This window comes from Paenibacillus sp. JCM 9796, assembly GCF_055379675.1.
In genome coordinates this window covers 2,466,121-2,491,628 of the sequence record NZ_AP043723.1, presented here as the reverse complement: position 1 = coordinate 2,491,628, position 25,508 = coordinate 2,466,121, and the positions used below count along the sequence as shown (strand labels likewise).

24 protein-coding genes and 1 tRNA gene are annotated in these 25,508 nt (G+C 54.3%); all 25 read left to right on the top strand.

Annotation, left to right across the window (positions count from 1 at the left end):
- Positions 1-13: 13 nt before the first annotated feature.
- The 25 genes from ACZ439_RS11975 to dusB all read left to right on the top strand — a co-directional run bounded on the left by ACZ439_RS11975 (position 14) and on the right by dusB (position 25,358).
- Complete coding sequence (locus ACZ439_RS11975) at positions 14-343, top strand: FtsB family cell division protein (protein ID WP_054797896.1); 330 nt, start codon at positions 14-16, stop codon at positions 341-343.
- 113 nt (positions 344-456) lie between these two features.
- Complete coding sequence (locus tag ACZ439_RS11970) at positions 457-945, top strand: S1 domain-containing RNA-binding protein (protein ID WP_054800161.1); 489 nt, start codon at positions 457-459, stop codon at positions 943-945.
- 140 nt (positions 946-1,085) lie between these two features.
- Positions 1,086-1,159: transfer RNA gene (locus tag ACZ439_RS11965), tRNA-Met, on the top strand.
- 464 nt (positions 1,160-1,623) lie between these two features.
- Positions 1,624-3,015, top strand: coding sequence for a group II intron reverse transcriptase/maturase (gene ltrA / locus ACZ439_RS11960; RefSeq protein ID WP_372814082.1), 1,392 nt, complete (start codon positions 1,624-1,626; stop codon positions 3,013-3,015).
- Between the two features lie 440 nt (positions 3,016-3,455).
- Positions 3,456-5,900 (top strand): stage II sporulation protein E, encoded by a 2,445-nt coding sequence (spoIIE, locus tag ACZ439_RS11955; protein ID WP_373423942.1) that lies wholly within the window; start codon positions 3,456-3,458, stop codon positions 5,898-5,900.
- Positions 5,901-6,022: 122 nt separating this feature from the next.
- Positions 6,023-6,796: a vWA domain-containing protein gene (locus ACZ439_RS11950; RefSeq protein ID WP_127610096.1), complete on the top strand. Its 774-nt coding sequence runs from the start codon at positions 6,023-6,025 to the stop codon at positions 6,794-6,796.
- Complete coding sequence (locus ACZ439_RS11945) at positions 6,780-7,694, top strand: protein kinase domain-containing protein (RefSeq protein ID WP_054797897.1); 915 nt, start codon at positions 6,780-6,782, stop codon at positions 7,692-7,694. Before ACZ439_RS11950 ends, ACZ439_RS11945 begins: the two co-directional genes overlap by 17 nt.
- Positions 7,695-7,728: 34 nt before the next feature.
- A complete protein-coding gene (tilS, locus tag ACZ439_RS11940; protein WP_464621031.1) occupies positions 7,729-9,153 on the top strand; it encodes a tRNA lysidine(34) synthetase TilS in 1,425 nt (474 codons plus the stop codon).
- Between the two features lie 17 nt (positions 9,154-9,170).
- Positions 9,171-9,710, top strand: a complete 540-nt coding sequence (gene hpt / locus ACZ439_RS11935; RefSeq protein ID WP_127610072.1) for a hypoxanthine phosphoribosyltransferase — start codon at positions 9,171-9,173, stop codon at positions 9,708-9,710.
- 71 nt (positions 9,711-9,781) lie between these two features.
- Positions 9,782-11,764, top strand: a complete 1,983-nt coding sequence (ftsH, locus tag ACZ439_RS11930; protein ID WP_054797898.1) for an ATP-dependent zinc metalloprotease FtsH — start codon at positions 9,782-9,784, stop codon at positions 11,762-11,764.
- 271 nt (positions 11,765-12,035) lie between these two features.
- The gene (nadA, locus tag ACZ439_RS11925; protein ID WP_054797899.1) at positions 12,036-12,974 is read left to right on the top strand and encodes a quinolinate synthase NadA; all 939 of its coding nucleotides are present in this window, start codon (positions 12,036-12,038) and stop codon (positions 12,972-12,974) included.
- 36 nt (positions 12,975-13,010) lie between these two features.
- Entirely contained in the window at positions 13,011-14,624 is a 1,614-nt protein-coding gene (gene nadB, locus ACZ439_RS11920) for an L-aspartate oxidase (protein ID WP_127610076.1), read from the top strand.
- Positions 14,617-15,495, top strand: coding sequence for a carboxylating nicotinate-nucleotide diphosphorylase (gene nadC, locus ACZ439_RS11915; RefSeq protein WP_054797904.1), 879 nt, complete (start codon positions 14,617-14,619; stop codon positions 15,493-15,495). Before nadB ends, nadC begins: the two co-directional genes overlap by 8 nt.
- A complete protein-coding gene (locus tag ACZ439_RS11910; RefSeq protein WP_054797900.1) occupies positions 15,492-16,256 on the top strand; it encodes a type III pantothenate kinase in 765 nt (254 codons plus the stop codon). Before nadC ends, ACZ439_RS11910 begins: the two co-directional genes overlap by 4 nt.
- A 4-nt stretch (positions 16,257-16,260) precedes the next feature.
- Positions 16,261-17,136, top strand: a complete 876-nt coding sequence (hslO, locus tag ACZ439_RS11905; protein ID WP_464621030.1) for an Hsp33 family molecular chaperone HslO — start codon at positions 16,261-16,263, stop codon at positions 17,134-17,136.
- A gap of 64 nt (positions 17,137-17,200) precedes the next feature.
- Positions 17,201-18,139: a peptidylprolyl isomerase gene (locus tag ACZ439_RS11900; RefSeq protein ID WP_201317696.1), complete on the top strand. Its 939-nt coding sequence runs from the start codon at positions 17,201-17,203 to the stop codon at positions 18,137-18,139.
- A gap of 116 nt (positions 18,140-18,255) precedes the next feature.
- On the top strand, positions 18,256-19,194 hold the full coding sequence (gene cysK / locus ACZ439_RS11895; RefSeq protein WP_127610082.1) for a cysteine synthase A: 939 nt from the start codon (positions 18,256-18,258) through the stop codon (positions 19,192-19,194).
- Positions 19,195-19,337: 143 nt separating this feature from the next.
- Complete coding sequence (locus ACZ439_RS11890; protein ID WP_054797901.1) at positions 19,338-20,900, top strand: anthranilate synthase component I family protein; 1,563 nt, start codon at positions 19,338-19,340, stop codon at positions 20,898-20,900.
- Positions 20,897-21,478, top strand: a complete 582-nt coding sequence (pabA, locus tag ACZ439_RS11885) for an aminodeoxychorismate/anthranilate synthase component II (RefSeq protein WP_054797902.1) — start codon at positions 20,897-20,899, stop codon at positions 21,476-21,478. Before ACZ439_RS11890 ends, pabA begins: the two co-directional genes overlap by 4 nt.
- Complete coding sequence (gene pabC, locus ACZ439_RS11880) at positions 21,475-22,380, top strand: aminodeoxychorismate lyase (RefSeq protein ID WP_054800162.1); 906 nt, start codon at positions 21,475-21,477, stop codon at positions 22,378-22,380. The genes pabA and pabC overlap by 4 nt, the downstream gene beginning before the upstream one ends.
- Positions 22,373-23,212 carry a dihydropteroate synthase gene (folP, locus tag ACZ439_RS11875; RefSeq protein ID WP_054800163.1) on the top strand — a complete coding sequence of 280 codons (840 nt, stop codon included), beginning with the start codon at positions 22,373-22,375 and terminating at the stop codon, positions 23,210-23,212. The genes pabC and folP overlap by 8 nt, the downstream gene beginning before the upstream one ends.
- A 22-nt stretch (positions 23,213-23,234) precedes the next feature.
- Positions 23,235-23,597 carry a dihydroneopterin aldolase gene (gene folB, locus ACZ439_RS11870; protein ID WP_054797903.1) on the top strand — a complete coding sequence of 121 codons (363 nt, stop codon included), beginning with the start codon at positions 23,235-23,237 and terminating at the stop codon, positions 23,595-23,597.
- Between the two features lie 3 nt (positions 23,598-23,600).
- On the top strand, positions 23,601-24,125 hold the full coding sequence (gene folK / locus ACZ439_RS11865) for a 2-amino-4-hydroxy-6-hydroxymethyldihydropteridine diphosphokinase (protein ID WP_141336467.1): 525 nt from the start codon (positions 23,601-23,603) through the stop codon (positions 24,123-24,125).
- Positions 24,107-24,337 (top strand): helix-turn-helix domain-containing protein, encoded by a 231-nt coding sequence (locus ACZ439_RS11860; protein WP_127610090.1) that lies wholly within the window; start codon positions 24,107-24,109, stop codon positions 24,335-24,337. Before folK ends, ACZ439_RS11860 begins: the two co-directional genes overlap by 19 nt.
- Positions 24,338-24,365: 28 nt before the next feature.
- Positions 24,366-25,358, top strand: coding sequence for a tRNA dihydrouridine synthase DusB (gene dusB / locus ACZ439_RS11855; RefSeq protein WP_054800164.1), 993 nt, complete (start codon positions 24,366-24,368; stop codon positions 25,356-25,358).
- Positions 25,359-25,508 lie beyond the last annotated feature (150 nt).

The window sequence follows — 25,508 nt, the reverse complement described above, 5'->3', positions numbered from 1 at the left end:
GAGGATTCGAACCTTGCAGGCAGTCTCTAAAGCAACTCATCCGCAACTCCATAATAAGGGCTCGATTCGTCGGCGCCGCTTGGTGATGCTGATTCTCACTTGCTTTCTGAGTTGGGCCGGCATCACGCTCTGGAATCAAACCGAAAAGATCAACGATCGGAAGGACAAAGTGAGCATGCTGCAGCAGAAGCTGGACGAAACGAAGCAAGCTCAAAGCGATGCGCAGCGCGAGATTACGAGACTGAACGATCCGGAATACGTGGAACAAATCATCCGGAAAGAGCTACAATATGTAAAAGAGGGAGAGACGTTGTTTTATACGCCGCAAACTGCCAAAAAGTAGGATGCCCGTTTTGCGCATACCCTTGTTGACCGTATGAGATGCGTACGTTATAATCGGCGTAGCTTCATTTTCTATTCGTTTTTTAACTATTTAAGGGAGGAACAGTTTACTTTATGGCAATTGAAGTGGGCAGCAAGCTGCAAGGCAAAGTAACGGGCATTACTCACTTTGGGGCGTTCGTTGAGCTATCCGAGGGAGTTACCGGACTGGTGCATATCTCGGAGATCGCGGACAACTACGTTAAAGATGTCAACGATCATCTTAAGCTGAGCGATATCGTCACCGTGAAAGTGATTAATGTCGACAAAGACGGCAAGATCGGGCTGTCCATCAAGCAAGCGGTGGATCGACCGGTAGATGCCGCTCCTCCGACAAGACCCGCTCGTTTCGAAAGACAAGGTGGCGGCGGCGGTGGCGACCGTGGCGGTTTTAACCGTGGCGATCGGGGCGACCGTGGGGGACGTGGCGGTAAGCCTCCCGTAAATCGACTTACCTTTGAAGACAAAATGGCGCGTTTCCTGAAAGACAGCGAAGACCGCATTTCTTCCCTCAAAAAGAATACCGAGGGCAAGCGCGGCGGACGCGGTGCGCGTCGGGATTAACTGAAGCCTACTTCTAAAATAATCAAAGCTGTTCGTGCAGGATCAGGCGCGGGCAGCTTTTTTGCATGCAACTTCCAACAACTCGCAGCCTGTAACGCTTGACAAGCGCTTCCTGACTATTATATACTCATGCTTGTTGCGGCGGCATAGCTCAGCTGGCTAGAGCGTACGGTTCATACCCGTAAGGTCGGGGGTTCGATCCCCTCTGCCGCTATAGAAACAATAAGACCCTGGAAGCGTTGATCGCTCCCGGGGTCTTATTCTGTCATGGTACGCCCAGCATGGGCGTCATCTCTAGGGTGAGAGTCCCGAACGGGGGCTGGCGAACGCCTACCGTTAGCCAAGAGCAAGGGTGTCCACCGCGAGGCGGAATCTGAAGGAAGCTGGAGGCAAATGCACGAGCCAAGGTACACGAACTGGATTTGAGGCAGGGTTAGCTGGATGAGTCACCCATACATGACGAAATCCGAAGTCGCCAAGAGCTAACGTTGTAGACTCCAGTGGCTGCGGGCAGAAAGATGACGTTCTTATCTGGGGAGACCTGCGGAACACGCGAAGTCACTTCGTAACCGCGGCTGAGAAGCCGCGCTGAATCCGCAGGAGTCAGCAGAAGCCATAGTACGGGAGTACGGGACGCCGGAAACCGGAAGGGCTGAACCGAAAGGAGAGAGGAAACCGATGCGTTCGTATGAAGAGCAAAGACAGCAGAATATCTCGCAAGAGAGCTCGCGGCAAAGAGAAGCGGTGAAGCCGTCAGGGTATGCCGGAGCGCCGAGTTCTTCGTCGGCACAAGCCGCCCCTTCCTCTCGCGAAGCGAATAACGACTTGTTGGAGCAAATACTCAGAGGAGATAACCTCAGGCTCGCCTACAAACGAGTGGTGCAGAACGGGGGAGCCCCCGGTGTGGACAGTGTAACGGTAGCGCATCTACAAGCTTACCTGAAAACACACTGGGAAACGGCGAAAACTGAACTCCTTGCGGGAACGTACAGACCCATGCCCGTCAAACGGGTGGAAATCCCCAAACCCGGGGGCGGCGTGAGGCTGCTCGGCATCCCGACCGTAATGGACCGTTTCCTCCAACAAGCCCTTCTGCAAGTAATGAATCCGATCTTTGACGTGGACTTCTCGAGGCATAGCTACGGCTTTCGTCCCGGGAAGCGAGCGCACGATGCGGTAAAGCAAGCCCAGCACTACATCCAGGAAGGCTTTCGATGGGTCGTAGACATGGACTTGGCGAAGTTCTTTGACCGAGTGAACCACGACATGCTCATGGCAAGGGTAGCGCGGAAAGTGACGGACAAGCGTGTTCTGAAGCTGATCCGTGCCTATCTAAACGCAGGAGTCATGGCGAATGGAGTACTCGAGAAGACGGAAGAAGGTACGCCGCAGGGTGGACCGCTCAGTCCGCTTTTAGCCAACATCCTGCTGGATGACTTGGACAAAGAGCTAACCAAACGAGGATTGCGTTTCGTCCGCTACGCGGACGACTGTAATATCTTCGTAGCCAGTAAACGTGCGGGCGAACGCGTCATGGAGTCGGTAACACGCTTCGTAGAAGGAAAACTAAAACTAAAAGTGAATCGAGAGAAAAGCGCGGTAGACCGCCCTTGGAACCGTAAGTTCCTCGGCTTTAGCTTCCTGAGGGACAAGAAAGCGACGATTCGATTAGCTCCACAAACCATCTCACGATTCAAAGAGAAGGTGCGGGAGCTGACGAACCGAGCGCGATCGATGTCTATGGAAAACCGGATTTTGCAGTTGAACCGTTATCTCATCGGCTGGATCGGCTACTTCCGACTAGCCTCGGCGAAAGGTCACTGCGAGAAATTCGACCAATGGATTCGACGCAGATTGCGTATGTGCTTATGGAAGCAGTGGAAACGGGTGCGTACCCGAATCCGCGAGCTCCGAGCACTCGGCGTTCCAGAATGGGCTTGCTTTATGATGGCGAATTCCAGGCGCGGGTCGTGGGAAATGTCTCGAAACACAAACAACGCCCTTCCGGCTTCCTATTGGGAAGCGAAAGGGCTGAAAAGTTTGCTTTCTCGTTATTTAGAGCTTTGTTAACCTTTTGGAACCGCCGTATGCGGACCCGCATGTACGGTGGTGTGAGAGGACGGAGGCTAGGCGCCTCCTCCTACTCGATCCGTCATCCCATTCGCAAAGCGGGACTACTTTTGTCGTATCTTCATTTCCGTCCCCGCAAATCGACAGGTCCTCCTGTAAATACCGCCGATACGTGGACGAACAAAACCGAACAAATCGTGACGTTAAACCGAACATACGTTATTGTAAGCGCTTGCAATTCTATTTGACACGTGTTTCTTTCATGTTTTGCAAGTGCCCTCATTTTGTCGGAAAAAACATCGGCTGGACTACCTCATTCTGACAAACTTTCTGCTGGACACGCTATATACTAAGTAACACTAATAGTATATGGGTGGTGTTAAACAATTATGCAAAAAAGGCAAATATTTCAACGAATGAGTTCAGCAGGTTCGGATGGCATGCGGCGGATGGGCGACTCGGTAAAAGGCGTTTTTGTGGAGAACCGGCTCGTACAAGCCGTCGTCGCAAGGAAATGGTCGATTCTACTCTTGTTCATGGCATTTCTGCTCGGACGGGCGATGATCCTCGATCAGTTGGCACCGTTCGGGGTCGCCTTTTTTGCCGTCATGTATTTTTTGCGGCGGGAGCTGCTCGTGTGGACGGCAGTTTTTATAGCGGGAGGGAGTTTGTTTTCGGTGGAGCCGATGCATACCGGCTACCTGATCGCGGAGATGGTCGTGTTCCTCCTGCTGCAAAAAGGCGTCGAGCGTTTCCAGCGCTCCGACATCTCTTATGCGCCGGCAATGGTGTTTGCCACTACGTTTTTCGTACGGCTGTTCTCCCACCTCGCGTCGGAGAATCTTAGCTGGTATACGCTGATGATGACCGGGGTAGGGGCGTTGTTAAGCCTGATTTTGACCCATATATTTTTGCAAGCGGTGCCTGTCTTTACGTTAACGCGTAAAAACTACAGTTTAAAAAACGAGGAGGTTATTTGTTTAATCATCTTGCTCGCTTCGGTGATGACGGGAACGGTCGGTTGGATTGCGGGCCCGATGACGCTGGAGCATGTGTTGTCGCGTTACCTGATTCTGCTGTTTGCGCTCGTCGGAGGAGCTCCGCTCGGAGCTTCGGTGGGTGTCGTGACCGGACTGATCCTCAGCTTGGCCAATTCCAGCGCAATCTACCAGATGAGCTTGCTTGCCTTCGCCGGCATGCTGGCCGGTCTATTGAAGGAAGGCAATAGAATGGCCGTTGCTTTCGGCATGCTGCTCGGCTCGTCGATCTTATCGGTGTATCTCGGAAACCAGGCCGATATTATGAGCTCGACCTGGGAGTCGGTGGCTGCCGTTGCTTTATTCCTTCTTACCCCCAAAGGCGTCATTCAAACCTTGGCCAAATATGTGCCGGGTACGCAGGAGAATCTCAAGTCGCAGCAGGATTACGCGAGGCGGGTGCGCGATGTGACGGCGCATCGCGTGGAGCAGTTCTCCGAAGTGTTCCGTCAGTTGTCCCGAAGCTTTAAACAAATTACCGTGGACACCCAGCCGATGCGCAAAGAAGAGGAGGTGGGCCACTTCATGAACTCCGTCGCGGAGAAGTCGTGCTCCGCCTGCTGGAAGCGGACGCAGTGCTGGGACGAACGTTTTTACCACACCTATAAATATATGACGGACATGATGACCGAGGTCGAGCTTCGCGAGACGATGACACGGAAGGATATTCAGCCGGGATGGAAGAAAATATGCGTCAAACCGGACCAGGTGCTCGAAGTGATGCTGCAGCAATACCATTTATATAAGAACGATCAGCATTGGAAGAAACAAATTCTCGACAGCCGTCAATTGGTAGCTGAACAGTTGTCCGGCGTCTCCCAGGTGATGGAGGACCTGGCGAAGGAAATCAAGCGGGAAGGCCAAGAGTTATTCATGCAAGAGGAGCAAATTCGAAGCGCTCTGGAAGAACTCGGGCTGGCCATTCACAGCATCGATATTATCAGCTTGGATGAGGGCAATGTCGAGATCGAAATCATCCATCAATACACGCGCGGGTTTGACGAGTGCCGTAAAATTATCGCGCCGCTGCTGTCGGAAATCGTGGGCGAGCATATCGCCGTGAAGAACGAGCAGGCGCTTGACCGGAAGGACGGGTACAGCACGGTGTTGTTCGGATCGGCGAAAGAGTACGAGGTGGAGACCGGAATTGCGGGGGCGGCCAAGGGGGGCGACCTCCTGTCCGGGGACAGCTTCAGCACGATCGAGCTGGGCAACGGAAAGTTCGCGGTAGCGCTCAGCGACGGGATGGGCAACGGAGAGCGGGCGCGGGCGGAGAGCAGCGCGGCGCTGTCGATCCTGCAGCAGCTGCTGCAATCCGGCATGGACGAGAAGCTCGCTATCAAATCGGTTAACTCTGTGTTGATGCTTCGTTCGTCCGATGAAGTGTTCGCGACGGTCGACGTTGCGCTGATCGATCAGTACAGCGCCAACACGACGTTTATGAAAATCGGGTCGACCCCCAGCTTCATTAAACGCGGCAGCGAGGTGTTTCCGGTGACCGCCAACAATTTGCCGGTCGGCATCTTGCAAGAGATCGACGTGGACTTGGTCAGCGTACCGTTGAAACACGGCGATATTTTAATCATGATGACCGACGGGATCTACGATGCGCCGGGGCACGCGGTGAATAAGGAGCTCTGGATGAAACGGATGATCACCGAGATCGACGCCGATCATCCGCAGGAATTCGCGGACATCCTGCTCGAACGGGTCGTGCGTTACCATCATGGGGAGATTTATGACGACATGACGGTGGTGGTCGCGCGCGTCGATAAGTTCAGGCCGGAGTGGGCGACCTTCCGGACGCCGGGAATGGAGCGGATCGAACGTCCGAGGACGGTCAGTTAAGGAATGGTGCTATATCGAACTAAACCGCTGGAGCCTCGCTGCTCCAGCGGTTTTCTGCATATAAACCAGTTTAGAATTCTCTCGAATGGAAAAAATAAGAATAATATAAAGGAGGGATCGACATGAAACAAATTATATTGATTACGGACGGCTGCTCGAATGTCGGCATAAGCCCGGTCATCGCCGCGGCCCATGCCAAGGCGGAAGGCATTGTCGTGCATGTAGTCGGCATTGCGGACACCGGGGAGATCGGCGACCTCGGCGCCGTCGAGATTCATGAGATTGCCCAGGCCGGCGGGGGGATCAGCCGCTTGGTGAAACCGGCCCAATTGTCCCAAACCGTTCAGATGATGACGCGTAAAACGGTTGTGCAGACAGTTCAGCAAGCTGTCGGGGCTGAGCTGCGGAGCATCCTTGGACACGATAAGCTCGAAGCGCTGCCGCCGAACGAACGCTCCGAGGTTGTGCGCGTGATCGACGATTGGTCGGAGAAAGCCGATCTGAAAGTCGCACTGCTGATCGACGCGAGCGCGAGCATGAAGCCGAAGCTGCAGGCGGTGAAAGAGGCGATTTACGATTTGCAGCTCAGCCTGCAGTCGCGGGCCGGCGAAAGTTTGTTATCCGTCTTTCACTTCCCGGCGAATCTATCAGGCGACCAAGAGGTCGAAATGGACCTCGGTTGGACGCGCGATCTTGCAAATTTGAACAGGTTGTTCTATAAATTAAACATGAGGGGAACGACGCCCACAGGGCCCGCCTTATTAAAAGTCGTTCATTTTGTAGCCGGGAATACCGGGGATACACAGTATGGGTACGAGACCAAGTCGGAGGTACACGACATCACCGGTCTTGGAAGATCGCGTGAGGAAGGGATCTGGAGTGACTACATCGTTTGAACCCTCATTTGCGGCGGGAACCGTTATACAAGGCAAATGGAACAAGAACCAGTATCAAGTCGAACGCTTGCTCGGAGAAGGCGCCAACGGCAAGGTGTATTTGGTTCGCCGCGGCAAACAGCAGTTCGCCCTTAAGATGGGCTTCGATTCATTGGATCATCAATCCGAAGTGAATGCGTTACAAGCGTTGTCGAAATCTGCCTCTTCGTTTCAACAGCTTTGGCTGGAAGCGGACGATTTCTGCTGGAGCGGAGTCGATTATCCGTTCAGCGTGATGCGATATATTAAAGGAAAATCGTTAAACGATTTTATTCGCGATAAAGGGATTGAGTGGATTTATTTGATCGGTCTCAATCTGCTGCGCAAGCTGACCGAATTACATGCAGGCGGTTACGTGTTCGGCGACTTGAAGCCGGAGAACATGCTCATAACGGAATACGGTGACGTCGAGTTAATCGACTTCGGAGGCGTCACGGCCAAAGGGCGTGCCGTCAAACAGTTTACGGAGGTATTTGACCGCGGGTATTGGGGCGGCGGTTCCCGGGTGGCAAGCGAAGCCTATGATTTGTTCTCGTTCGCTGCGTTAATGCTGGGTGTGGCCGACCGCGAGCGTACGTTTGCGAGAGCGGCTTCCATGCTTCCGCAGAACCGCACCGTAGACATGCTGCTCGACCTGCTGAAGGCGAACAAGTCGCTTGCTTCCGTGGAGCCGATTTTGCGCAAGGCGCTGACCGGACGATACGAAACGTCTAAGCAGGCGCTTGCGGATTGGCGGGCCAAAAGCATGCTCGCTGCGCGGCCGGTCACCAAGCGGAATAAGCACGGCGCATGGATTAAAGCTTGCTTTGCCGCATCCTTGATGTTGTTCGCGGCAGCCGTCTATTTTTCGCTGCATTGAGTCATGCCCAAGGAGAGAAGGAAGGAAATTCAGTATGGATGCAGCTTGGTCGTTAATGTCCACGGTGGAGCGATTCATTGATGAAGAGTCGCTTCTTGAAGCGGGGGACGGAGTAGTGGTAGCGGTATCGGGCGGTCCCGATTCCGTGGCGCTGCTGCATCTCCTTTTTGCGTTATCCGAACGCCATCGTTGGGGGTTATCGGTGGCCCATGTCAATCATGGGTTTCGAGGACGGGAGGCGGACGAAGAAGCGGAGTTCGTGAGAGAGCTGGCCGCTTCGTTACGGCTGCCTTTTTACTTGAAGGTGCTGGACATGCCCGGCTATTTGGCGGGAACGAAGGCGAATGCGCAAGCCGCTGCCAGAGCACTCCGCTATGCTTTCCTGCGCGAGGCTGCGCGTGAAGCGGGGGCAGGGCGGATCGCATTGGCCCATCACGCCGACGATCAGGCCGAGACGGTGCTTATGCGTCTGCTTCGAGGTACGGGCCCTTCCGGCTTGGCGGGTATTCCGCTGCGGAGATCCGAGACGGAAGATTTGGAACTTGTTCGGCCCTTGTTACGTATATATAAGGCCGAGCTTATTCGGTACTGCGAGCAGCGCGGGTTAACTTTCAGAACGGACAGCAGCAACCTGGAGACGAAGTATTTCCGTAATCAAATCCGATTGGAGGTACTGCCGTATCTTTCGCGTTACCAGGATCGGCTGCCCGAGTCGTTAAACCGTCTGGCGATATTGGCGGCGGAAGAGGACGACTTGCTCACGCAGCAAACGAGAGCGCTTTTCGAACAATTTGTGAACGCAGAAAACGGTTCCGTTGCTTGGTCGGCCCAATGGTTCGGCGGGGTTCACGTCGCTTTACAAAGGCGGTTGATTAAACTAATATTAAGTTATCTTGCGCTGGACCCGGATTCCGTCGATTATCATCAGATCGAACAACTACGGAACGCCGTCCTTCAGACGAAGGCCGGAAGCGTTCGCATGGATGTCGATTCCCGTCTCACGTTTCGCAGGGAATATGATCGTGTCATGATACATAGGATGGTGTTACCACCCCCCCCGTACGCTTACCATGTAAGCGAGGGACAGACCGAGTTATTCATACCCGAAACCGGCGCGCGGATGGTGTTTCGCTGGCTGGAGCCGGATGACCCGATGCCGTCAGTCCTGGGCGTCCGCGAAGCGGTGTTCGACGTTATGGACATGTCCTTTCCTTTATCGGTTCGAAGCCGCCAAACCGGTGACCGGATGTCGCCGCTTGGGTTAAACGGTTCGAAAAAAGTGAAAGATATGTTCATCGATGCGAAAGTACCGCCTTACCTGCGGGAGCGTACACCGGTTGTGACCGATGCCGAAGGACGAATTCTGTGGCTGCCGGGCGTGAGAAGATCGGCGCAGGCTTTAGTCCGCGAGGACGGCAGGCGCAAGCTGCATATCGAATGGCAATGCGATTTTAACTAACAGTAGGAGGACCTCTCTTGCAAAACGACGTTCAAGAAATCCTGTACAGCGAGCAACAAATTCAAGACAAAGTGAAGGAAATGGGAGAGATTATCAGTCGAGATTTTGAAGGCCGGAATCCGCTCGTCATTTGCGTGCTGAAAGGTGCGTTTATTTTCATGTCGGATCTGGTTAAAAATATTACGATCCCTCTCGAAATCGATTTTATGGCCGTATCCAGTTATGGACATTCCACCAAATCGTCGGGAGTCGTCAAGATTATTAAAGACCTGGATATCTCCGTCGAAGGCCGCCACGTACTCATCGTTGAAGACATCATCGACAGCGGCTTGACGCTTAGCTACTTGATCGACGTGCTGGAACGGCGCAATGCGCTTTCGATCACCATCGCGGCACTTTTTGACAAGCCTGCGCGTAGAACGGCCGATTTGGACGCAGACTATAAAGGCTTTGTCATCCCTGATGCATTCGTTGTCGGATACGGCCTCGATTATGCGGAGAAGTACCGCAATTTGCCTTATGTCGGCATTTTAAAGCCCGAGATTTACTCCACGTAGCATTTCTTGAGATGCCGAGACTTGCTGTGGTACAATATACAAAGTTGCCGTTTGTTGAGAGGAGGTAGGGGATGAATCGCATTATACGTAATACAGGCTTTTATCTGCTCATCTTTTTGGTCACCGTTGGAATCGTCCATTTCATCAGCACCCAGAACGATCAGAAATCCGTAGTCAGCTATGGCGAACTCCGACAACATTTGATGAACAAGAACGTCGAATCGATCATCGTCAAGTATGATGCTCAGACGTATTTGGTCAGGGGGAAGCTAAAGAACGCGGATACGCCGGAAAAGAAAAATTTCGAAGCCCGGGCGCCGTATGAAGAGAGCAGCGGAAACATCTTCCGCTTGATCGAGCAAAGCGACATTCCCGCAAGTAACGTATTTATCGAGAAGATGGAAGGGGACAACGTATGGATTAGTTTCCTCACCTCCATTATTCCGTTTGTCATCATCTTCATCTTGTTCTTTTTCCTTCTGAATCAAGCCCAGGGCGGCGGCGGTAAGGTGATGAACTTCGGGAAGAGCCGGGCAAGGCTTTACAACGAAGAGAAGAAACGCGTCACCTTCGAAGACGTGGCCGGAGCCGATGAAGAGAAGCAAGAACTGGTGGAAGTCGTAGAGTTTTTGAAAGACCCGCGCAAGTTTGCGGCTGTAGGGGCGCGTATTCCGAAAGGGGTGCTGCTCGTAGGCCCTCCGGGTACGGGTAAGACGTTGCTCGCCAGAGCGGTGGCTGGCGAAGCCGGCGTTCCGTTCTTCAGCATCAGCGGTTCCGACTTCGTCGAAATGTTCGTCGGTGTCGGTGCGTCCCGGGTGCGCGATTTGTTCGAGAACGCCAAAAAGAATGCGCCTTGTATCATATTTATAGACGAAATCGATGCGGTTGGTCGTCAGCGCGGCGCCGGTCTCGGCGGCGGTCATGACGAGAGGGAACAAACCTTGAACCAATTGCTCGTAGAGATGGACGGATTCGGAGCGAACGAAGGCATTATCATCGTTGCCGCTACCAACCGTGCGGACATCCTGGACCCTGCGCTGCTTCGTCCGGGACGCTTCGACCGTCAAATCACGGTTGACCGTCCGGATGTGAAGGGCCGCGAAGCGGTGCTGAAGGTACACGCGCGCAACAAGCCTTTGGCCAAGGATGTGAAGCTGGATCAGCTGGCTCGTTACACAACCGGCTTCTCCGGCGCGGACTTGGAGAACCTTTTGAACGAATCTGCGCTCATTGCGGCCCGCCGCAATCGCAAAGACATCTCCATGGATGAGATCGACGAAGCTTTTGACCGCGTTGTTGTCGGTACGCAGAAGAAGAGCCGCATCATCAGCGAACGCGAGAAGCGGATGGTCGCTTTCCACGAAGCGGGTCATACGATCGTCGGGATTCACGCCGAGCATGCCGATGTGGTGCACAAAGTTACGATCATCCCGCGCGGACGCGCGGGCGGGTACGTGATGATGCTGCCTAAAGAAGGCGAAGACAAGATGATGCAGACGAAGAACGAGCTGCTCGACAAAGTGACCGGCTTGTTGGCCGGACGCGTTTCCGAGGAGTTGTTCATCGGCGAAATCGGAACCGGCGCGTACAGCGACTTCCAGCGCGCTACAGGCATCGTTCGTCGGATGATAACCGAGTTCGGGATGAGCGATAAGCTTGGACCGATGCAGTTCGGTACGACGCAGGGCCAGGTGTTCCTCGGCCGCGATATCGGGCATGAACAGAACTATAGCGATGCGATCGCTTATGAGATCGATCAAGAAATGCAGTCGATCATTCGCGCTTGTTACGAACGTGCCAAACAGATTCTCACCAAATACAGCGACCAAGTTCGTTTGATCGCCGAGACGTTGATCGAGAAAGAAACGCTCGAGAAAGATCAAATTAAAGAACTGATCGACAGCGGCAAATTGGGTGCGGTTCCTGATGAGGAGCCGGCGCTTGACGGCAAGAACGATGATGTCAAAGTGAACATCCAAAGCCAAGACCAAGCTGCGGACTCCAATAAGCTCGATATCGAGAAGAAAAGCTCGGATGACGAGCAGGATCAATAATATCACGCAAACCGGTGCCGAAAGGTGCCGGTTTTTCCTTTTTGTATCAGGCAAAAAGCGTTGATAAGCGAGAAACTGGCCGTGAGGGATAAGCAGTCGTACAGGCGATGTGTCCGAAGCGTATATTTGTTTCTTTTTGTAGGTATTTAAACATTGACATGGCGGGGCCCCCGCGTGTAAATTAGGTGTAAATCTTTATTATCTTTGTGAACATTTTCACCATCTATTTCGGGGTCTTTACATTCGAGAGGAAAGCAAAGGAAGGTGTGTTATGGAAGCACTGGCACTGGAGCGCAAAGCCGAGCAGCAGCGCGAGCTGAAAGAACGGATCGCTCAATTAAAGAAAGAGCGTAACGCCATTATACTTGCCCATTATTATCAGCGGGATGAAATTCAAGAAGTAGCCGATTTCCGCGGGGATTCGTTCCTTCTTGCACAAAAAGCCGCATCGACGGATGCCGATGTCATCGTATTTTGCGGTGTACACTTTATGGGAGAAAGCGCTAAGATTTTGGCTCCGGGCAAGACGGTTATTATTCCCGATGAGCGCGCCGGTTGTCCGATGGCCGATATGGTCAATGTTGACGGGCTTCGCGCCTTGAAGAAACAGCATCCGAATGCCAAGGTCGTCGCGTACATCAATACATCGGCCGAAGTGAAGTCCGAAACGGACATTTGCTGTACGTCGGCTAACGCCATCAAAGTCATAAACTCGGTAGATTCCGATGAAATCATCTGGGTACCGGATAAGAATCTGGGCGACTACGTATCCAAGTTCACGGACAAGAAAATGATCATCTGGGAAGGCTACTGCAACACTCACGATATGCTGACCGTTAAAGACGTTGAGGAGATGAAAGCTCTGCACCCGAACGCCCAATTCGTGGTTCATCCCGAATGCCGTCCGGAGGTTGTCAAAATGGGTGATTTCGTCGGCAGCACGACGGCCATTATCAAGTACTGCAAGGAATCCGATTGCCAGGAATTTATCGTCGGCACAGAAGACGGCACCGGGTATCAGCTGCGCCTTGACAGCCCGCATAAGCAATTTCATTTTGCCACCAAATACTTGGTTTGTCCGAATATGAAAGTGAATAATTTGAAGAAAGTGGTTAAATGTTTGGAGACGAACAGTCCCCAAGTATACGTACCGCAAGACGTGGCCGATAAGGCCCGTGCATCCTTGGAGCGCATGCTGCAGGTCAAGTAGCATGCGCTACTTCTCTTGTTAGGAAGGTGGAGGCTCATGATCCCCCGTTATATGGTCAATTTCGATTTGCAGCAGCTTCCTACCGTATATACTGACGTGATCGTGATCGGCGCTGGCATCGCCGGTCTTTTTACCGCGCTTAGAAGCGCCGAAACGCATAAAGTGCTGATGGTCACGAAAAAATCGCTGCTGGACAGCAACACACGTTACGCACAGGGAGGCATCGCCGCGGTTATTTCCGATGAGGATTCTCCGGCTTATCATCGGCAAGACACGCTAATTGCCGGAGCGGGCTTATGTTCCTCTTCGGCTGTGGACGTTCTCGTACACGAAGGCCCTGCCGGGGTGAAAGATTTGATCCGGATGGGCACCGAGTTTGATATGGAGGACGGCCGGTACGCCCTTACGAAAGAAGGTGCGCACAGCCAGCGGCGTATTTTGCATGCGCAAGGAGATGCGACGGGCGCGGAGATCGTACGCGCGTTGTCCGAACGGACCAAGCAGGACCCGAATATTGAAATTTGGGACGATCATTTTGTGATCGATCTCATTACGCAGGACGGCGAATGCTTCGGGGCTCTCGTACAGAAGCCTGACGGGCAGAAAGTATTCATACGCGCTAACGCCACGGTGTTGTGCAGCGGCGGAGCGGGGCAGTTGTTCCGTTATACGACCAACCCGGACATTGCGACCGGGGACGGCATCGCCATCGCTTACCGGGCCGGAGCTAACATACGCGATGTGGAGTTTATTCAATTTCATCCGACGGCCCTTTGTTATCCGGGCGCCCCGCGTTTCCTGATCTCGGAAGCGGTACGGGGCGAGGGAGCGGTTCTCCGCAACATCAATGGAGAACGCTTCATGGATCGTTACCACCCTCAACTGGAGCTGGCGCCGCGGGATATCGTCGCGCGTGCGATCGTCAGCGAAATGGAGCTGACGAAGTCGACCTTCGTTTACATTGACTTTACGCACGAATCCGAGGAGACGGTTAAATACCGTTTTCCTACGATCTATGAAACTTGTTTGACCTTCGGCCTGGATTTATCCTCTGACTGGATCCCGGTCGCCCCGGCCGCCCATTACATGATGGGGGGCGTGGAGACGGATTTGCACGGCGAAACGACGGTGAAACGGCTGTTCGCCTGCGGCGAAGTCACGTCGACCGGCGTGCACGGAGCCAATCGGCTGGCCAGCAATTCGTTGTCCGAGGCGATCGTGTTCGGACGCCGGATTGTAGAGCGTATCCGCGAGCTGGATAAGATAACGGAAACGCCAGTGCTTAGCGAGCGGGGGCGTGCTACGGGGCAAGCCATTCAACCGGTCGTGGAGAAGAAGCTGAAGCTGCAGAAGCTGATGCTGCGTTACGCCGGCTTGAAACGCAATGGCAAAGGACTGGCCAAAGGGTATGAAGAATTGAAGCGGCATCTGGCTATTTTCGACAACTCCTTAGCCAAACGGGAGGAGTATGAGTTCGCGAATCTGCTTATTTGTGCACTTCTGACAACACAAGCCGCCCTGATTAGGGAGGAAAGCCGCGGGGGACACTACAGAGAAGATTTTCCCGAACGCGATGACTTGCTGTGGCGTAAACATACGGTATTCAACCGGGTGAATGGAACGACGGAAGGACGGATTGACGATGTTTGAGTTGAATCGGACGGCTTTGGAACATAACCTGAAAGCCTGGCTGGAAGAAGATATCGGGATGGGGGACGTCACGACGATGACGACGATTCCGGAAGCTTCGGAATCGAAAGGAATCATTCATGTCAAGGACACGGGCATCGTCGCCGGACTGCCGGTTGCGAAGGCGGTTTTCGCCGTCGTAGACCCCGCCTTGAGATTCAAGGCTCTGGCTGGCGAAGGACAAGCTGTCAGCCATGGAACGGTGCTGGCCGAGATTGAGGGCAGCACGCGCAGCATTTTGCTTGGAGAACGGCTGGCATTGAATTTATTGCAGCGGATGTCGGGCATTGCGACGCGCACGCGGCAGTTTGTCGATCGATTGGAGGGGCTCCCGACCCGGCTTGTCGATACGCGCAAAACGACGCCGGGCCATCGGATGCTGGAGAAGTACGCCGTGCGTGTGGGCGGCGGCCATAATCACCGGTATGGCTTATATGATGCGGTCATGATCAAAGATAATCATATTAAAGGCGCCGGAGGGATCGCGCAAGCCATTAAAAGCGCGCGTGCCAACATTCCGCACACGATGAAGATTGAAGTCGAGGTCGAGAGCTTCGAACAGCTGGAGGAAGCGCTCGCAGCCGGTCCGGACCTCATCATGCTCGACAACATGGAGCCCGGGCAAATGGAGCAAGCGGTGCGGCGCATTAAAAATCAGGCCCCGCATATCATGGTAGAAGCGTCGGGCAGCGTCAGCCTTGACAGCGTGCGCCTCATTGCGGAAACCGGCGTTGACGTTATTTCCGTCGGCCGATTGACCTACTCGGTGCAAGCGCTCGACATCAGCTTGGATTTGAACGAACAGAAGGGGCAGAAGGAGGAGCGCGCATGATTTTAGTAGTGGACGTGGGGAATACCAATATCGTGCTTGGTATTTACGAAGAGAAGCAGCTGCTGCATCACTGGCGGTTGAGCACGAATCGTTCGACCACTGCAGACGAATACGGGATCATGATGTACAATTTGTTCCAGCATGCGGGCATCGAATTGGACCAGGTTGAGGGGGTTATCATCTCTTCCGTAGTGCCGCCGCTGATGTTTGTACTCGAGCATTTATGTTTAAAATATTTAAAGAAAACGCCGCTTGTCGTCGGTCCCGGCATCAAAACCGGACTGAACATTCGTTATGAAAATCCGAAAGAAGTGGGTGCCGACCGCATCGTGAACGCGGTGGCAGCGATCGACTTGTACGGTCCTCCCTGTATCGTTGTGGATTTCGGTACGGCGACGACGTTTGATTATATCGACGAATCCGGGCAATATATCGGGGGGGCGGTCGCTCCGGGCATCGGCATTTCGACGGAAGCGCTGTACCAGCGCGCCGCCAAGCTCCCTCGCATCGAGCTTGTAAAGCCCAAAAACGTGGTCGGGCGCAACACCGTCAATTCCATGCAGGCCGGTATCATTTACGGTTTTGCCGGTCAAGTGGACGGCATTGTCGACCGGATCAAGCAGGAATCGGGCAAGGATCCCCGCGTTATTGCGACCGGAGGTCTGGCCGAATTGATCGCAAGCGAATCGCGTACCATCGAGCTGGTCAACCCGCTGTTAACCTTACAGGGGCTTCAACTGATTTATGAAAGGAATATGTGATCCTATGCAAGAAGATTATTTGATCCGAGGAACGGCGTTCGGCGGCAAGGTGCGCGCATTTGCCGTTCGGACCAAGCATATCGTGGAAGAGCTCCGGGTCAGACACCAGACGACTCCGACCGCAACGGCGGCTTTGGGGCGAACGGTGACGGCCGCGCTTATGATGGGGACCATGCTGAAGGGCGAAGAGAAGCTGACGGTTCAAGTCAAAGGCGGCGGTCCGATCGGCCAAATCGTAGCGGATGCGAACGCCAAGGGCGAAGTGCGGGGCTACGTGGATAACCCGGAGGTCGACTTGCCGCTGAATGCGATCGGCAAGCTGGATGTGGCCGGTGCGGTCGGCACCGACGGTTTTTTGTATATCACCAAGGATTTAGGCTTAAAGGAGCCTTACCGGGGAAGCATTCCGATAATTTCCGGTGAACTCGCCGAAGATTTCACCTATTATTTCGCGCAATCCGAGCAGACGCCGTCGGCCGTAGCGCTTGGCGTGCTGGTCGATGTTGATTATACCGTGAAGACTGCAGGAGGGTTCATCATCCAGCTGCTTCCCGGCCTGGACGGTCAAGAGATCGCCCAGCTGGAGAAACAGCTCGGGGAGCTGCCACCAATTACGAAGCTGCTCGATCAAGGCGAGAGCTTGGAGTCGATTTTGAAGACGCTGCTGCCCGATGTGGAAGTGTTGGAACGTCGGGACGATATCAAGTTCCAATGCAAATGTTCGCGAGAGCGTGTGGAGCAAACCTTGATCAGTCTGGGACGTTCCGAGCTGGAGCAACTGCTGGCTGAGGACGGGCAAGCAGAGGTGTCTTGTCACTTTTGCAATGAAACCTATAGGTTCAACGGGAGCGAATTAAGCGAACTGATTGAATCTATCTAAGAGGCGATGAGGGGCGGAAGAGGTCTGTCCGAAGATAGAGAGTGACCATTCGAGGGGATAGGACATGCGAAACGTTAAGGTTTTATGGGGAATGATCGCTGTGTTGCTGATCGCTGTGGGCATCCTTTCCTCCGTATTAACGGCCCGTTCCTTCCTTCAGCCCGCTGCGGATCCCATACTCGAACCACCGTCGAAGGCCGATCATGAGCTAACGATTGCCAGCATCGGAGATAAAGATATTACGCTGCGAGATTTGGAACAACAATTGCTTCAGAAACACGGCAAAGAGACGCTCGAACAAATGATTGACCATGAGGTCATTCGCAGGGAAGCGGAAACGCTAGGCATTCAGGTTAGCGAGTCTGAAATCAAGCGGGAACTAGAACGGATGCAGCAAGGCTACGAAAGCGAGAATGAATTTTATCAAGCGATGGAAGAACAGCTTGGATTGACGCGTGAGCAATTGAATGAGGACGTCCGTCACAAGCTTTATACGGAAAAGATTTCGATTCAAGGCATCGCCATCGACGACGCCGACGTGGATGATTATATCGCAAGTCATCCCGACGAATTTAAGGCGACCGTTCTGCTTCGGTTGGAGCAGATCGTGACAGCGAGCAAGGAACAGGCACAGCGTGCGTTGAATGATTTGGCCAAAGGGACGGAGTTTGCCAAGGTCGCCAAGGAGCGTTCCCTCGACGATGCGACGCGAGGGAGCGGCGGCGATCTCGGATGGTTTGAGGAGGACGATCCGTTCGTGCCGGCTCCTATTATGAAAGCTGCCAAGTCGCTCCAGACAGGGCAAATTTCGAAACCGGTAGAAGTCGAAGGACAATTCGTGATCGTTCGGGTCAAAGAGCGTAAAGTGCAGTCCAAAGGCAGCCCGGAAGCGATACGCGAGCAAGTTCGCAAGGAATTGGCGCTGCGGGAAGCGCCGCCTTTGAAGGAAACGATGCAGCGCTTGCGGGAAAAGTGGAACGTCAAGGTGAGCGGAACGTATTGAGCCATGCCATGTAATTTTCATATTGACAACCTTGGCGGGGGTTGATAATATGAAAATATAATACCTAGCAAAACACTCGGATATTTTGAGCCGCTCTTGAGGAGGAGAATTCGCAAATGGCAAGATTAGTTCAAAGCGTTACGGATTTGATTGGGGATACGCCGCTTGTCAAATTGAACCGTGTCGTGCCGGAGGGCAGTGCGGAAATTTATGTTAAGCTGGAGTACCAGAACCCGGGTGCTAGCGTGAAAGACCGTATTGCGATCAGCATGATCGAGGTGGCTGAGCAAGAAGGCCGCATCAAGCCGGGCGACACGATCGTCGAGCCTACCAGCGGTAACACGGGTATCGGGCTTGCTCTGGTAGCTGCAGCGAAAGGTTATAAAGCGATTCTGGTTATGCCGGAAACGATGTCCATCGAGCGCCGCAACCTGCTTCGTGCTTACGGTGCACAGCTCGTTCTGACGCCGGGGGCCGAAGGTATGAAAGGCGCGATCAAGCGCGCTGAAGAAATTCAAGCTGAGAATCCGTCCTACTTCATGCCTCAGCAGTTTAAAAACCAAGCGAACGTGAAAATTCACCGCGAGACAACCGGTCCGGAAATCGTCGAAGCGATCAAAGCCCACGACGGCAAGCTGGATGCGTTCATCTCCGGCATCGGCACGGGCGGTACGATCACAGGCGCCGGCAGCGTGCTGAAAGAAAACTTCCCGGGCATCAAAATTTATGCGGTAGAACCGGCAGCATCTCCAGTGCTTTCCGGCGGTAAACCAGGTCCTCATAAAATCCAAGGAATCGGAGCCGGTTTTGTGCCGGATATTCTGAACACCTCCGTTTACGATGGCGTCATTCAAGTGGAGAACGAAGATGCGTTCGAGACGTCCCGCCGTGTAGCCAAAGAAGAAGGGATCCTTGGCGGTATTTCTTCCGGCGCAGCGATCTATGCCGCTCTGAAAGTGGCGAAAGAACTGGGCGCAGGCAAACGTGTCGTAGCCATCGTTCCGAGCAACGGCGAACGTTACTTGTCCACGCCTTTGTATCAATTTGAAGATTAGTCCTTACGCTTAACCCGAGCCCGCTCCTCACGAGCGGGCTCTTCCTGTTGATGGGTGCGAAGGCCCTCTTTTTTTCACAGCGGTTTTCAAGTATACTAATCCCAATATCACAATCGGAACGAACGGTAAAGGCGGAATGGCGGATGATTCTGACATCTTATGAGGCTTGGAAGGCTTGGGCGAAAGATTATTCGGTGCTGCCTTACGTGCGAAGCTACCCCATACAGGAACCAACGGTCATCTCCTGGGCCCCGGCGTGGCAGGCGGCTGAGCCTGGATCCTTCGTGCTGGAAAGCGGAAAGGGCGGACGTTATACGTTCCTCGGACTGAAGCCCGTATCCGAAATTCGGGGAACCGGCCTGGAAGCGACAGTGCTCGAGCGAGGGAAGGAGCCGCTTCGCCTGCATGGCAACCCGCTTGCGCTGGTCAAACGTTGGATGGCTCCGTTCCGTGGGCCTGCAGTCGATGGGGCGCCGAAATGGATTGGCGGGTGCGTCGGCTTCTGGGGCTATGACGTGGTGCGTACAATCGAGCGGCTGCCCGATCGGGCGGCGGCCGATTTGCCGGTCCCGGATTATGCATTCGTGCGGATGGACGAGCTGTGGATTATCGATCAACAGGAAAGCAAGCTCTATTGCGCTTATAATGTCCACTGTCCACGGGAACGGCAGGAAGACGAATCGTGGCTGAAGGCGCGCTATGACGAAGCTTCGCGAGCGGTGGATGCGATGAAAGCGCAATGGGACCGTATCGACGCAAGTCGGCATCAACCCGAAATCGCGCTTGAGTTGGACAGGAAGCGCCGCAGCATAGAGGAGGACCGGCTGGAAATCGACCTTGAGGCCATGCAGGGCGTAACGCCCGACTTCTCGCGGGAAGCGTTCATGGCGGCGGTCGACCGCATTCGCGATTATATCGGAGCGGGCGATGTCTTCCAGGTCAACTTGTCCTTGCGTCAACATCAACTGCTCAGGTCGTCGCCGGACGATATTTACGAGTGGCTGCGGGCGGTTAACCCGTCTCCCTACATGGGGCTGCTGCGTTTCGCCGACTTTCAGCTCGTTTCGGGTTCGCCCGAGCTGCTTGTACAGCTGGAGCGGGGCGTCGTCCGCACGCGGCCGATCGCGGGCACGCGCCCGCGGGGGGCGAATGCGGATGAAGACCGCCGCCTGGCGGGCGAGCTGATCGATAATGAGAAGGAGCGGGCCGAGCACATTATGCTCGTCGATCTAGAGCGCAACGACCTCGGCCGCATCTCCGCATATGGAACCGTTCGAGTCAGCGACTTCATGGTCATTGAATATTACTCTCATGTGATGCACATCGTCTCGGAGGTGGAGGGGCGGCTTGCTCCCGGAAAAGATGCTTTTGACGTCATCGGCGCTGCATTTCCCGGAGGAACGATAACGGGCGCGCCGAAGATTCGCACGATGGAAATCATCGAGGAGCTCGAGCCGGTGCGGCGCGGACCGTATACGGGTTCCATGGGTTGGATTGACTATAACGGCGATATGGAATTTAATATAATTATCCGCACGTTGGTCGCAGCCGGCGGCATAGGTTACGTACAGGCCGGCGCAGGAATCGTAATCGACTCGCAGCCGGAACGGGAATATACGGAAGCTATGAACAAAGCCAAAGCGATGTGGAAGGCCATCCAATACAGTGAGCGGAGCCAATGTGCCGCAGGAGGTAAAGAGCGATGATTTTAGTAATCGACAACTACGATTCGTTTACGTATAACTTGGTACAGTACCTCGGCGAGCTCGGACAGGACATCGTCGTTCGCCGTAACGACGAGATCGATCTTGCGGGCATCGAAGCGCTGAAGCCGGATCATATCCTTATTTCCCCGGGTCCTTGCACGCCGAACGAAGCGGGGATCAGCTTGTCGCTGATCGATCACTTTAAGGGGAAAATTCCGATCTTGGGCGTATGTCTCGGTCACCAGTCGATCGGACAAATTTTCGGAGGGGACGTCATTCGCGCCGAGCGGTTGATGCACGGCAAGACATCCCAGATTATTCATGACGGCCGCACGTTATTTAAAGGCCTTCCTTCGCCTTTTACCGCGACCCGGTATCATTCATTGATCGTCAAGAAAGAAACGCTGCCGGATTGCCTGGAGATCAGCGCGGAGACGGCCGAAGGCGAAATTATGGGGCTGCGGCATAAGGAATACCCGATTGAGGGTGTGCAGTTCCATCCGGAATCCATCATTACGGATTATGGGCACCAAATTTTGCGGAATTTCCTGCAGGAGACGGTTGTGAACCGGGCATGATCATGGACTGGAACGGTAGCCTGATCGAAGAAAGTCAAGCCGTGGTCTCGGTATACGACCACGGCTTTCTTTACGGCATGGGTTTATTCGAGACGTTTCGTACCTACGAAGGCCGGCCATTTTTGCTGGATTGGCACTTGGAGCGGCTTCAGGAAGGCTGCGACGAGCTCGACATCCGCTACAAGCCGGACAGGGCTGCGCTTGAGCGGCGTATCGACGCGCTGCTCCGCAGCAACGGACTGCACGATGCCTATTTTCGTTTGACGGTAACGGCTGGGCCTGAAGCGCTAGGTCTGCCGGCCGGCGCTTATGAGAAGCCGAACGAGGTTATATACGTAAAGCCGCTGCCGCCCGTTGATCCGGCGCTGCACCGGGAGGGCAAAGCGCTGCAGCGTCTTGTCTTGCGGCGAAATACGCCGGAGGGCGCCGTTCGCTTGAAATCTCTGCATTACATGAATAACCTGCTGGCGAAGAAAGAAATGCGCCGTTACCCGTGGGCAGCGGGAGCCGAGGGACTGTTCCTCGATGGACAAGGCCACCTGTGCGAGGGCTTAGTGAGCAATCTTTTCTTTGCCCGGGGAAGCCGGCTGTATACGCCTTCGGTCGATACGGGCTTGCTCCCGGGGATAACGCGCCGCTTTATCCTTACCTCTGCGCATGAGCTGGGGTTCGATGTCGTAGAAGGCCGATTCGGCTGGGAGCAGCTGGCGGAAGCGGACGAAGCGTTCATGACGAATTCGATCCAGGAGATTGTTCCGGTGACGAAGCTGTACGAAGAAACAGGCGATTGTCTCAAACTTGGCAGCGGCCGCGTCGGGCCGGTTACCGAACGGCTGCAGCGCCATTATCGGAACAGCATAAATAGGGTTGTTTCAGAAGGGAGAGAGTGGGTAAATGAATAAAACGAAAACCATTGCTTCCGGCGCCGTCCGGCTTGATTACGGAGCCCGCACGCTAGTCATGGGCATTCTGAACGTGACGCCGGATTCTTTCTCCGACGGCGGTGCGTATATCGAACCGGAAGCGGCGGTTGCCCGCGCCAGGCAGATGATTGCCGAAGGCGCCGATATCCTTGATATTGGCGGCGAGTCTACACGTCCGGGCTTTGCGCCGGTAAGCGCCGAGGAGGAGCAGCGCCGGGTGCTGCCGGTCATTCGTGCCATCCGCGAAGCGGGCATTGGGGCGCCCATCTCCATCGATACCTACAAGGCCGAGACCGCAAGGAAGGCGATGCTGGCCGGTGCGTCGATGCTGAACGATATATGGGGCTTGCAGAGGGACGCGGAGATGGCCAAGGTGGCGGTAGAGTTTGACTGCCCGATTGTGCTGATGCATAATCGCAAGGAAGCGGTGTATGCTAATTTTATGCATGACGTGCTGGCTGATTTACAGGAAACGATCCGCCGGGCCCAGGCTGCGGGCATTCGGGATGAGCAGATCATCCTTGACCCGGGCATCGGCTTCGCCAAATCGTACGAACAGAATCTCCAGCTGATGAATGAGCTGCATCGCATTCGGGCTCTCGGTTACCCCGTTCTGCTCGGCACCTCCCGCAAAAGCATGATTCGGTTGACGCTGAACCTCCCTGCGGACGACGTCGTCGAAGGGACCGCGGCAACGGTTGCGCTGGGCATCGCGCAAGGCTGCGGAATCGTACGCGTGCACGACGTGCAGGCGATGCGCCGCGTTGCCGACATGACGGACGCTATCGTACGGCACAAGGTTGAAACATAAACGGGGAGGAGGCGCGTTCCTTTTGGATAAAATCATCATGAAAGGGATGGCCTTTTATGGCTATCACGGCGTGTACGCGGAAGAGAACAAGCTGGGTGCGCGGTACTATGTCGATGCGGAGCTGTACATGCCGTTAGACAAGCCCGGTCATTCAGACGCTCTTGAGGACACGGTCAATTATGCCGAAGTTCATGAGCTCGTTAAAGCCATTGTCGAACAGAAAACGTTCAAACTGATTGAAGCGCTTGCGGAACATATTGCATCCGAGGTGCTTCGAACTTATACTGGTATACATGCAATTACAGTTCGGGTGACGAAACCCCACCCGCCGGTAGCTATTCTTTTTGACGGCGTTACGGCGGAGATTCACAGAAAGCGGGCATAACGCATGAACGAAACGGACGCGCACACGCGCGAGCCGCAGGAACTCGCCTATCTCGGTCTCGGCTCCAACATCGGGGATCGGGAACATTACTTGCTGGAGGCAGTTCGCCTGCTTACGGAACATCCGCAGATCGTCGCCGCCGGATGTTCCGGTTTGTACGAAACCGAACCTGTCGGATATGTAGAGCAGGAGGCTTTCTTGAACATGGTCGTCGCTGTCAGCACAACGTTAAGCCCGGAAGCTTTGTTCCATGAGATGCTGCGGGTGGAGCACGAGCTTGGCCGCAAGCGGGAGATTCGCTGGGGGCCGCGGACGATCGATTTGGATTTACTGCTTTTTGGAGACCGGGTACAGAATCGGCCGGATTTGATTTTACCTCACCCCCGGATGATGGAGCGGGCATTTGTACTGGTGCCCCTTGTCGATGTGATGACGCAACGGGAACCGCTTCGAGCCGAGTCGTTTCGCGAACGGCTCGAGCTGGTGGAAGGAAAGGAAGGCGTTTTATTATGGAAAAAAACATGCTAGCCCAGCGCATCCGCGCTTTTCGTAAATTGAAAGGCTTCACGCAAAACGAACTTGCCGAACGGCTCGACGTATCCATTGCCGTGCTCGGTTCGATCGAACGGGGAACCCGCAAGGCGGATCCCAAGATCATTCTGAAAATATCCGAAACGCTCGGCATCGACCCCGAGGAGCTGGCTCCGGCCATGACGTCCTTAAGAAGCGATCGAGCCTAGTGCTTTCATCAGGAAGGAGTGAACTCTAGTGCTGCAAATCGGTAATGTTACTGCGCCCAATAAGGTCGTGCTGGCTCCTATGGCCGGCGTCTGCAATCCCGCCTTCCGCTTGATTGCGAAGGAATTCGGCTGTGGCCTTGTCTGTGCAGAGATGGTCAGCGATAAGGCGATTTTACACGGTAACCATCGTACGATGGAGATGCTCTTCGTCGATGAGCGGGAGAAACCGCTCAGTCTGCAAATTTTCGGCGGCGACACGGAGACGTTGGTGGAAGCGGCGAAGTATGTGGATGAGCATACGAACGCAGACATCATCGACATCAACATGGGCTGTCCCGTGCCGAAAATCACCAAATGCGACGCCGGAGCCCGTTGGCTTCTCGATCCCGGCAAAATCGAACAGATGGTGTCTACGGTATCCAAGGCCGTAAGCAAGCCGGTTACCGTGAAGATGCGGATCGGCTGGGACGACGAGCACGTGTACGCAGTGCAGAACGCGAAGGCCGTTGAGAACGGCGGAGGCGCCGCGGTTGCGGTCCACGGACGCACCCGGGTGCAAATGTATACTGGTCAAGCCAATTGGGATATCATTAAAGAAGTTAAATCGTCCGTTTCGATTCCGGTGATTGGCAACGGGGACGTGTTTACGCCGGAAGACGCGAAGCGTATGCTCGACCATACCGGCGTGGACGGGGTGATGATCGGCCGGGCGGCGCTCGGGAACCCCTGGATGCTGTATCGGACGATTCAATACTTGACGAACGGGGAGCTTCCGCCGGAACCAAGCCCGCAAGAGAAAATCCGCATCGCAATTTTGCATTTGGACCGATTGACGGCGTTGAAAGGCGAGTCGGTTGCCGTGAAAGAGATGCGCAAGCACCTGGCCTGGTATTTGAAAGGTTTGCATGGAGGCGCTCGGATCAAAGATGCGATTATGGAGCAGACGAAGCGGGATGCCATGGTAGAGCTGCTGAACGACTTCGTACAATCGCTGGAAGACCGGGCTGCAACGGTGCAATAAGGCCCTAAATGGAGAGTTATGGACGCGAAATGGCTTACATTGACATTTAGATAGGCTTGAAATATAATCAGTCAATAGTCATCAAGGTCGGCAGGAGTCATGATGTTCCTGCGCGTTCATATAGTAGTAATCAGTGAACTCATATTCGAT

Bases quoted from the DNA above. Each gene is read 5' to 3' on its own strand.
- ACZ439_RS11950 (WP_127610096.1), top strand. From the start codon at position 6,023: ATGAAACAAATTATATTGATTACGGACGGCTGCTCGAATGTCGGCATA.
- cysK (WP_127610082.1), top strand. From the start codon at position 18,256: ATGGCAAGATTAGTTCAAAGCGTTACGGATTTGATTGGGGATACGCCG.
- ACZ439_RS11910 (WP_054797900.1), top strand. From the start codon at position 15,492: ATGATTTTAGTAGTGGACGTGGGGAATACCAATATCGTGCTTGGTATT.
- folP (WP_054800163.1), top strand. From the start codon at position 22,373: ATGAATAAAACGAAAACCATTGCTTCCGGCGCCGTCCGGCTTGATTAC.
- ltrA (WP_372814082.1), top strand. From the start codon at position 1,624: ATGCGTTCGTATGAAGAGCAAAGACAGCAGAATATCTCGCAAGAGAGC.
- spoIIE (WP_373423942.1), top strand. From the start codon at position 3,456: ATGCGGCGGATGGGCGACTCGGTAAAAGGCGTTTTTGTGGAGAACCGG.
- tilS (WP_464621031.1), top strand. From the start codon at position 7,729: ATGGATGCAGCTTGGTCGTTAATGTCCACGGTGGAGCGATTCATTGAT.
- ACZ439_RS11890 (WP_054797901.1), top strand. From the start codon at position 19,338: ATGATTCTGACATCTTATGAGGCTTGGAAGGCTTGGGCGAAAGATTAT.
- nadC (WP_054797904.1), top strand. From the start codon at position 14,617: ATGTTTGAGTTGAATCGGACGGCTTTGGAACATAACCTGAAAGCCTGG.
- ACZ439_RS11860 (WP_127610090.1), top strand. From the start codon at position 24,107: ATGGAAAAAAACATGCTAGCCCAGCGCATCCGCGCTTTTCGTAAATTG.
- nadB (WP_127610076.1), top strand. From the start codon at position 13,011: ATGATCCCCCGTTATATGGTCAATTTCGATTTGCAGCAGCTTCCTACC.
- ftsH (WP_054797898.1), top strand. From the start codon at position 9,782: ATGAATCGCATTATACGTAATACAGGCTTTTATCTGCTCATCTTTTTG.
- ACZ439_RS11900 (WP_201317696.1), top strand. From the start codon at position 17,201: ATGCGAAACGTTAAGGTTTTATGGGGAATGATCGCTGTGTTGCTGATC.
- pabC (WP_054800162.1), top strand. From the start codon at position 21,475: ATGATCATGGACTGGAACGGTAGCCTGATCGAAGAAAGTCAAGCCGTG.
- nadA (WP_054797899.1), top strand. From the start codon at position 12,036: ATGGAAGCACTGGCACTGGAGCGCAAAGCCGAGCAGCAGCGCGAGCTG.
- hslO (WP_464621030.1), top strand. From the start codon at position 16,261: ATGCAAGAAGATTATTTGATCCGAGGAACGGCGTTCGGCGGCAAGGTG.
- ACZ439_RS11970 (WP_054800161.1), top strand. From the start codon at position 457: ATGGCAATTGAAGTGGGCAGCAAGCTGCAAGGCAAAGTAACGGGCATT.
- pabA (WP_054797902.1), top strand. From the start codon at position 20,897: ATGATTTTAGTAATCGACAACTACGATTCGTTTACGTATAACTTGGTA.
- folK (WP_141336467.1), top strand. From the start codon at position 23,601: ATGAACGAAACGGACGCGCACACGCGCGAGCCGCAGGAACTCGCCTAT.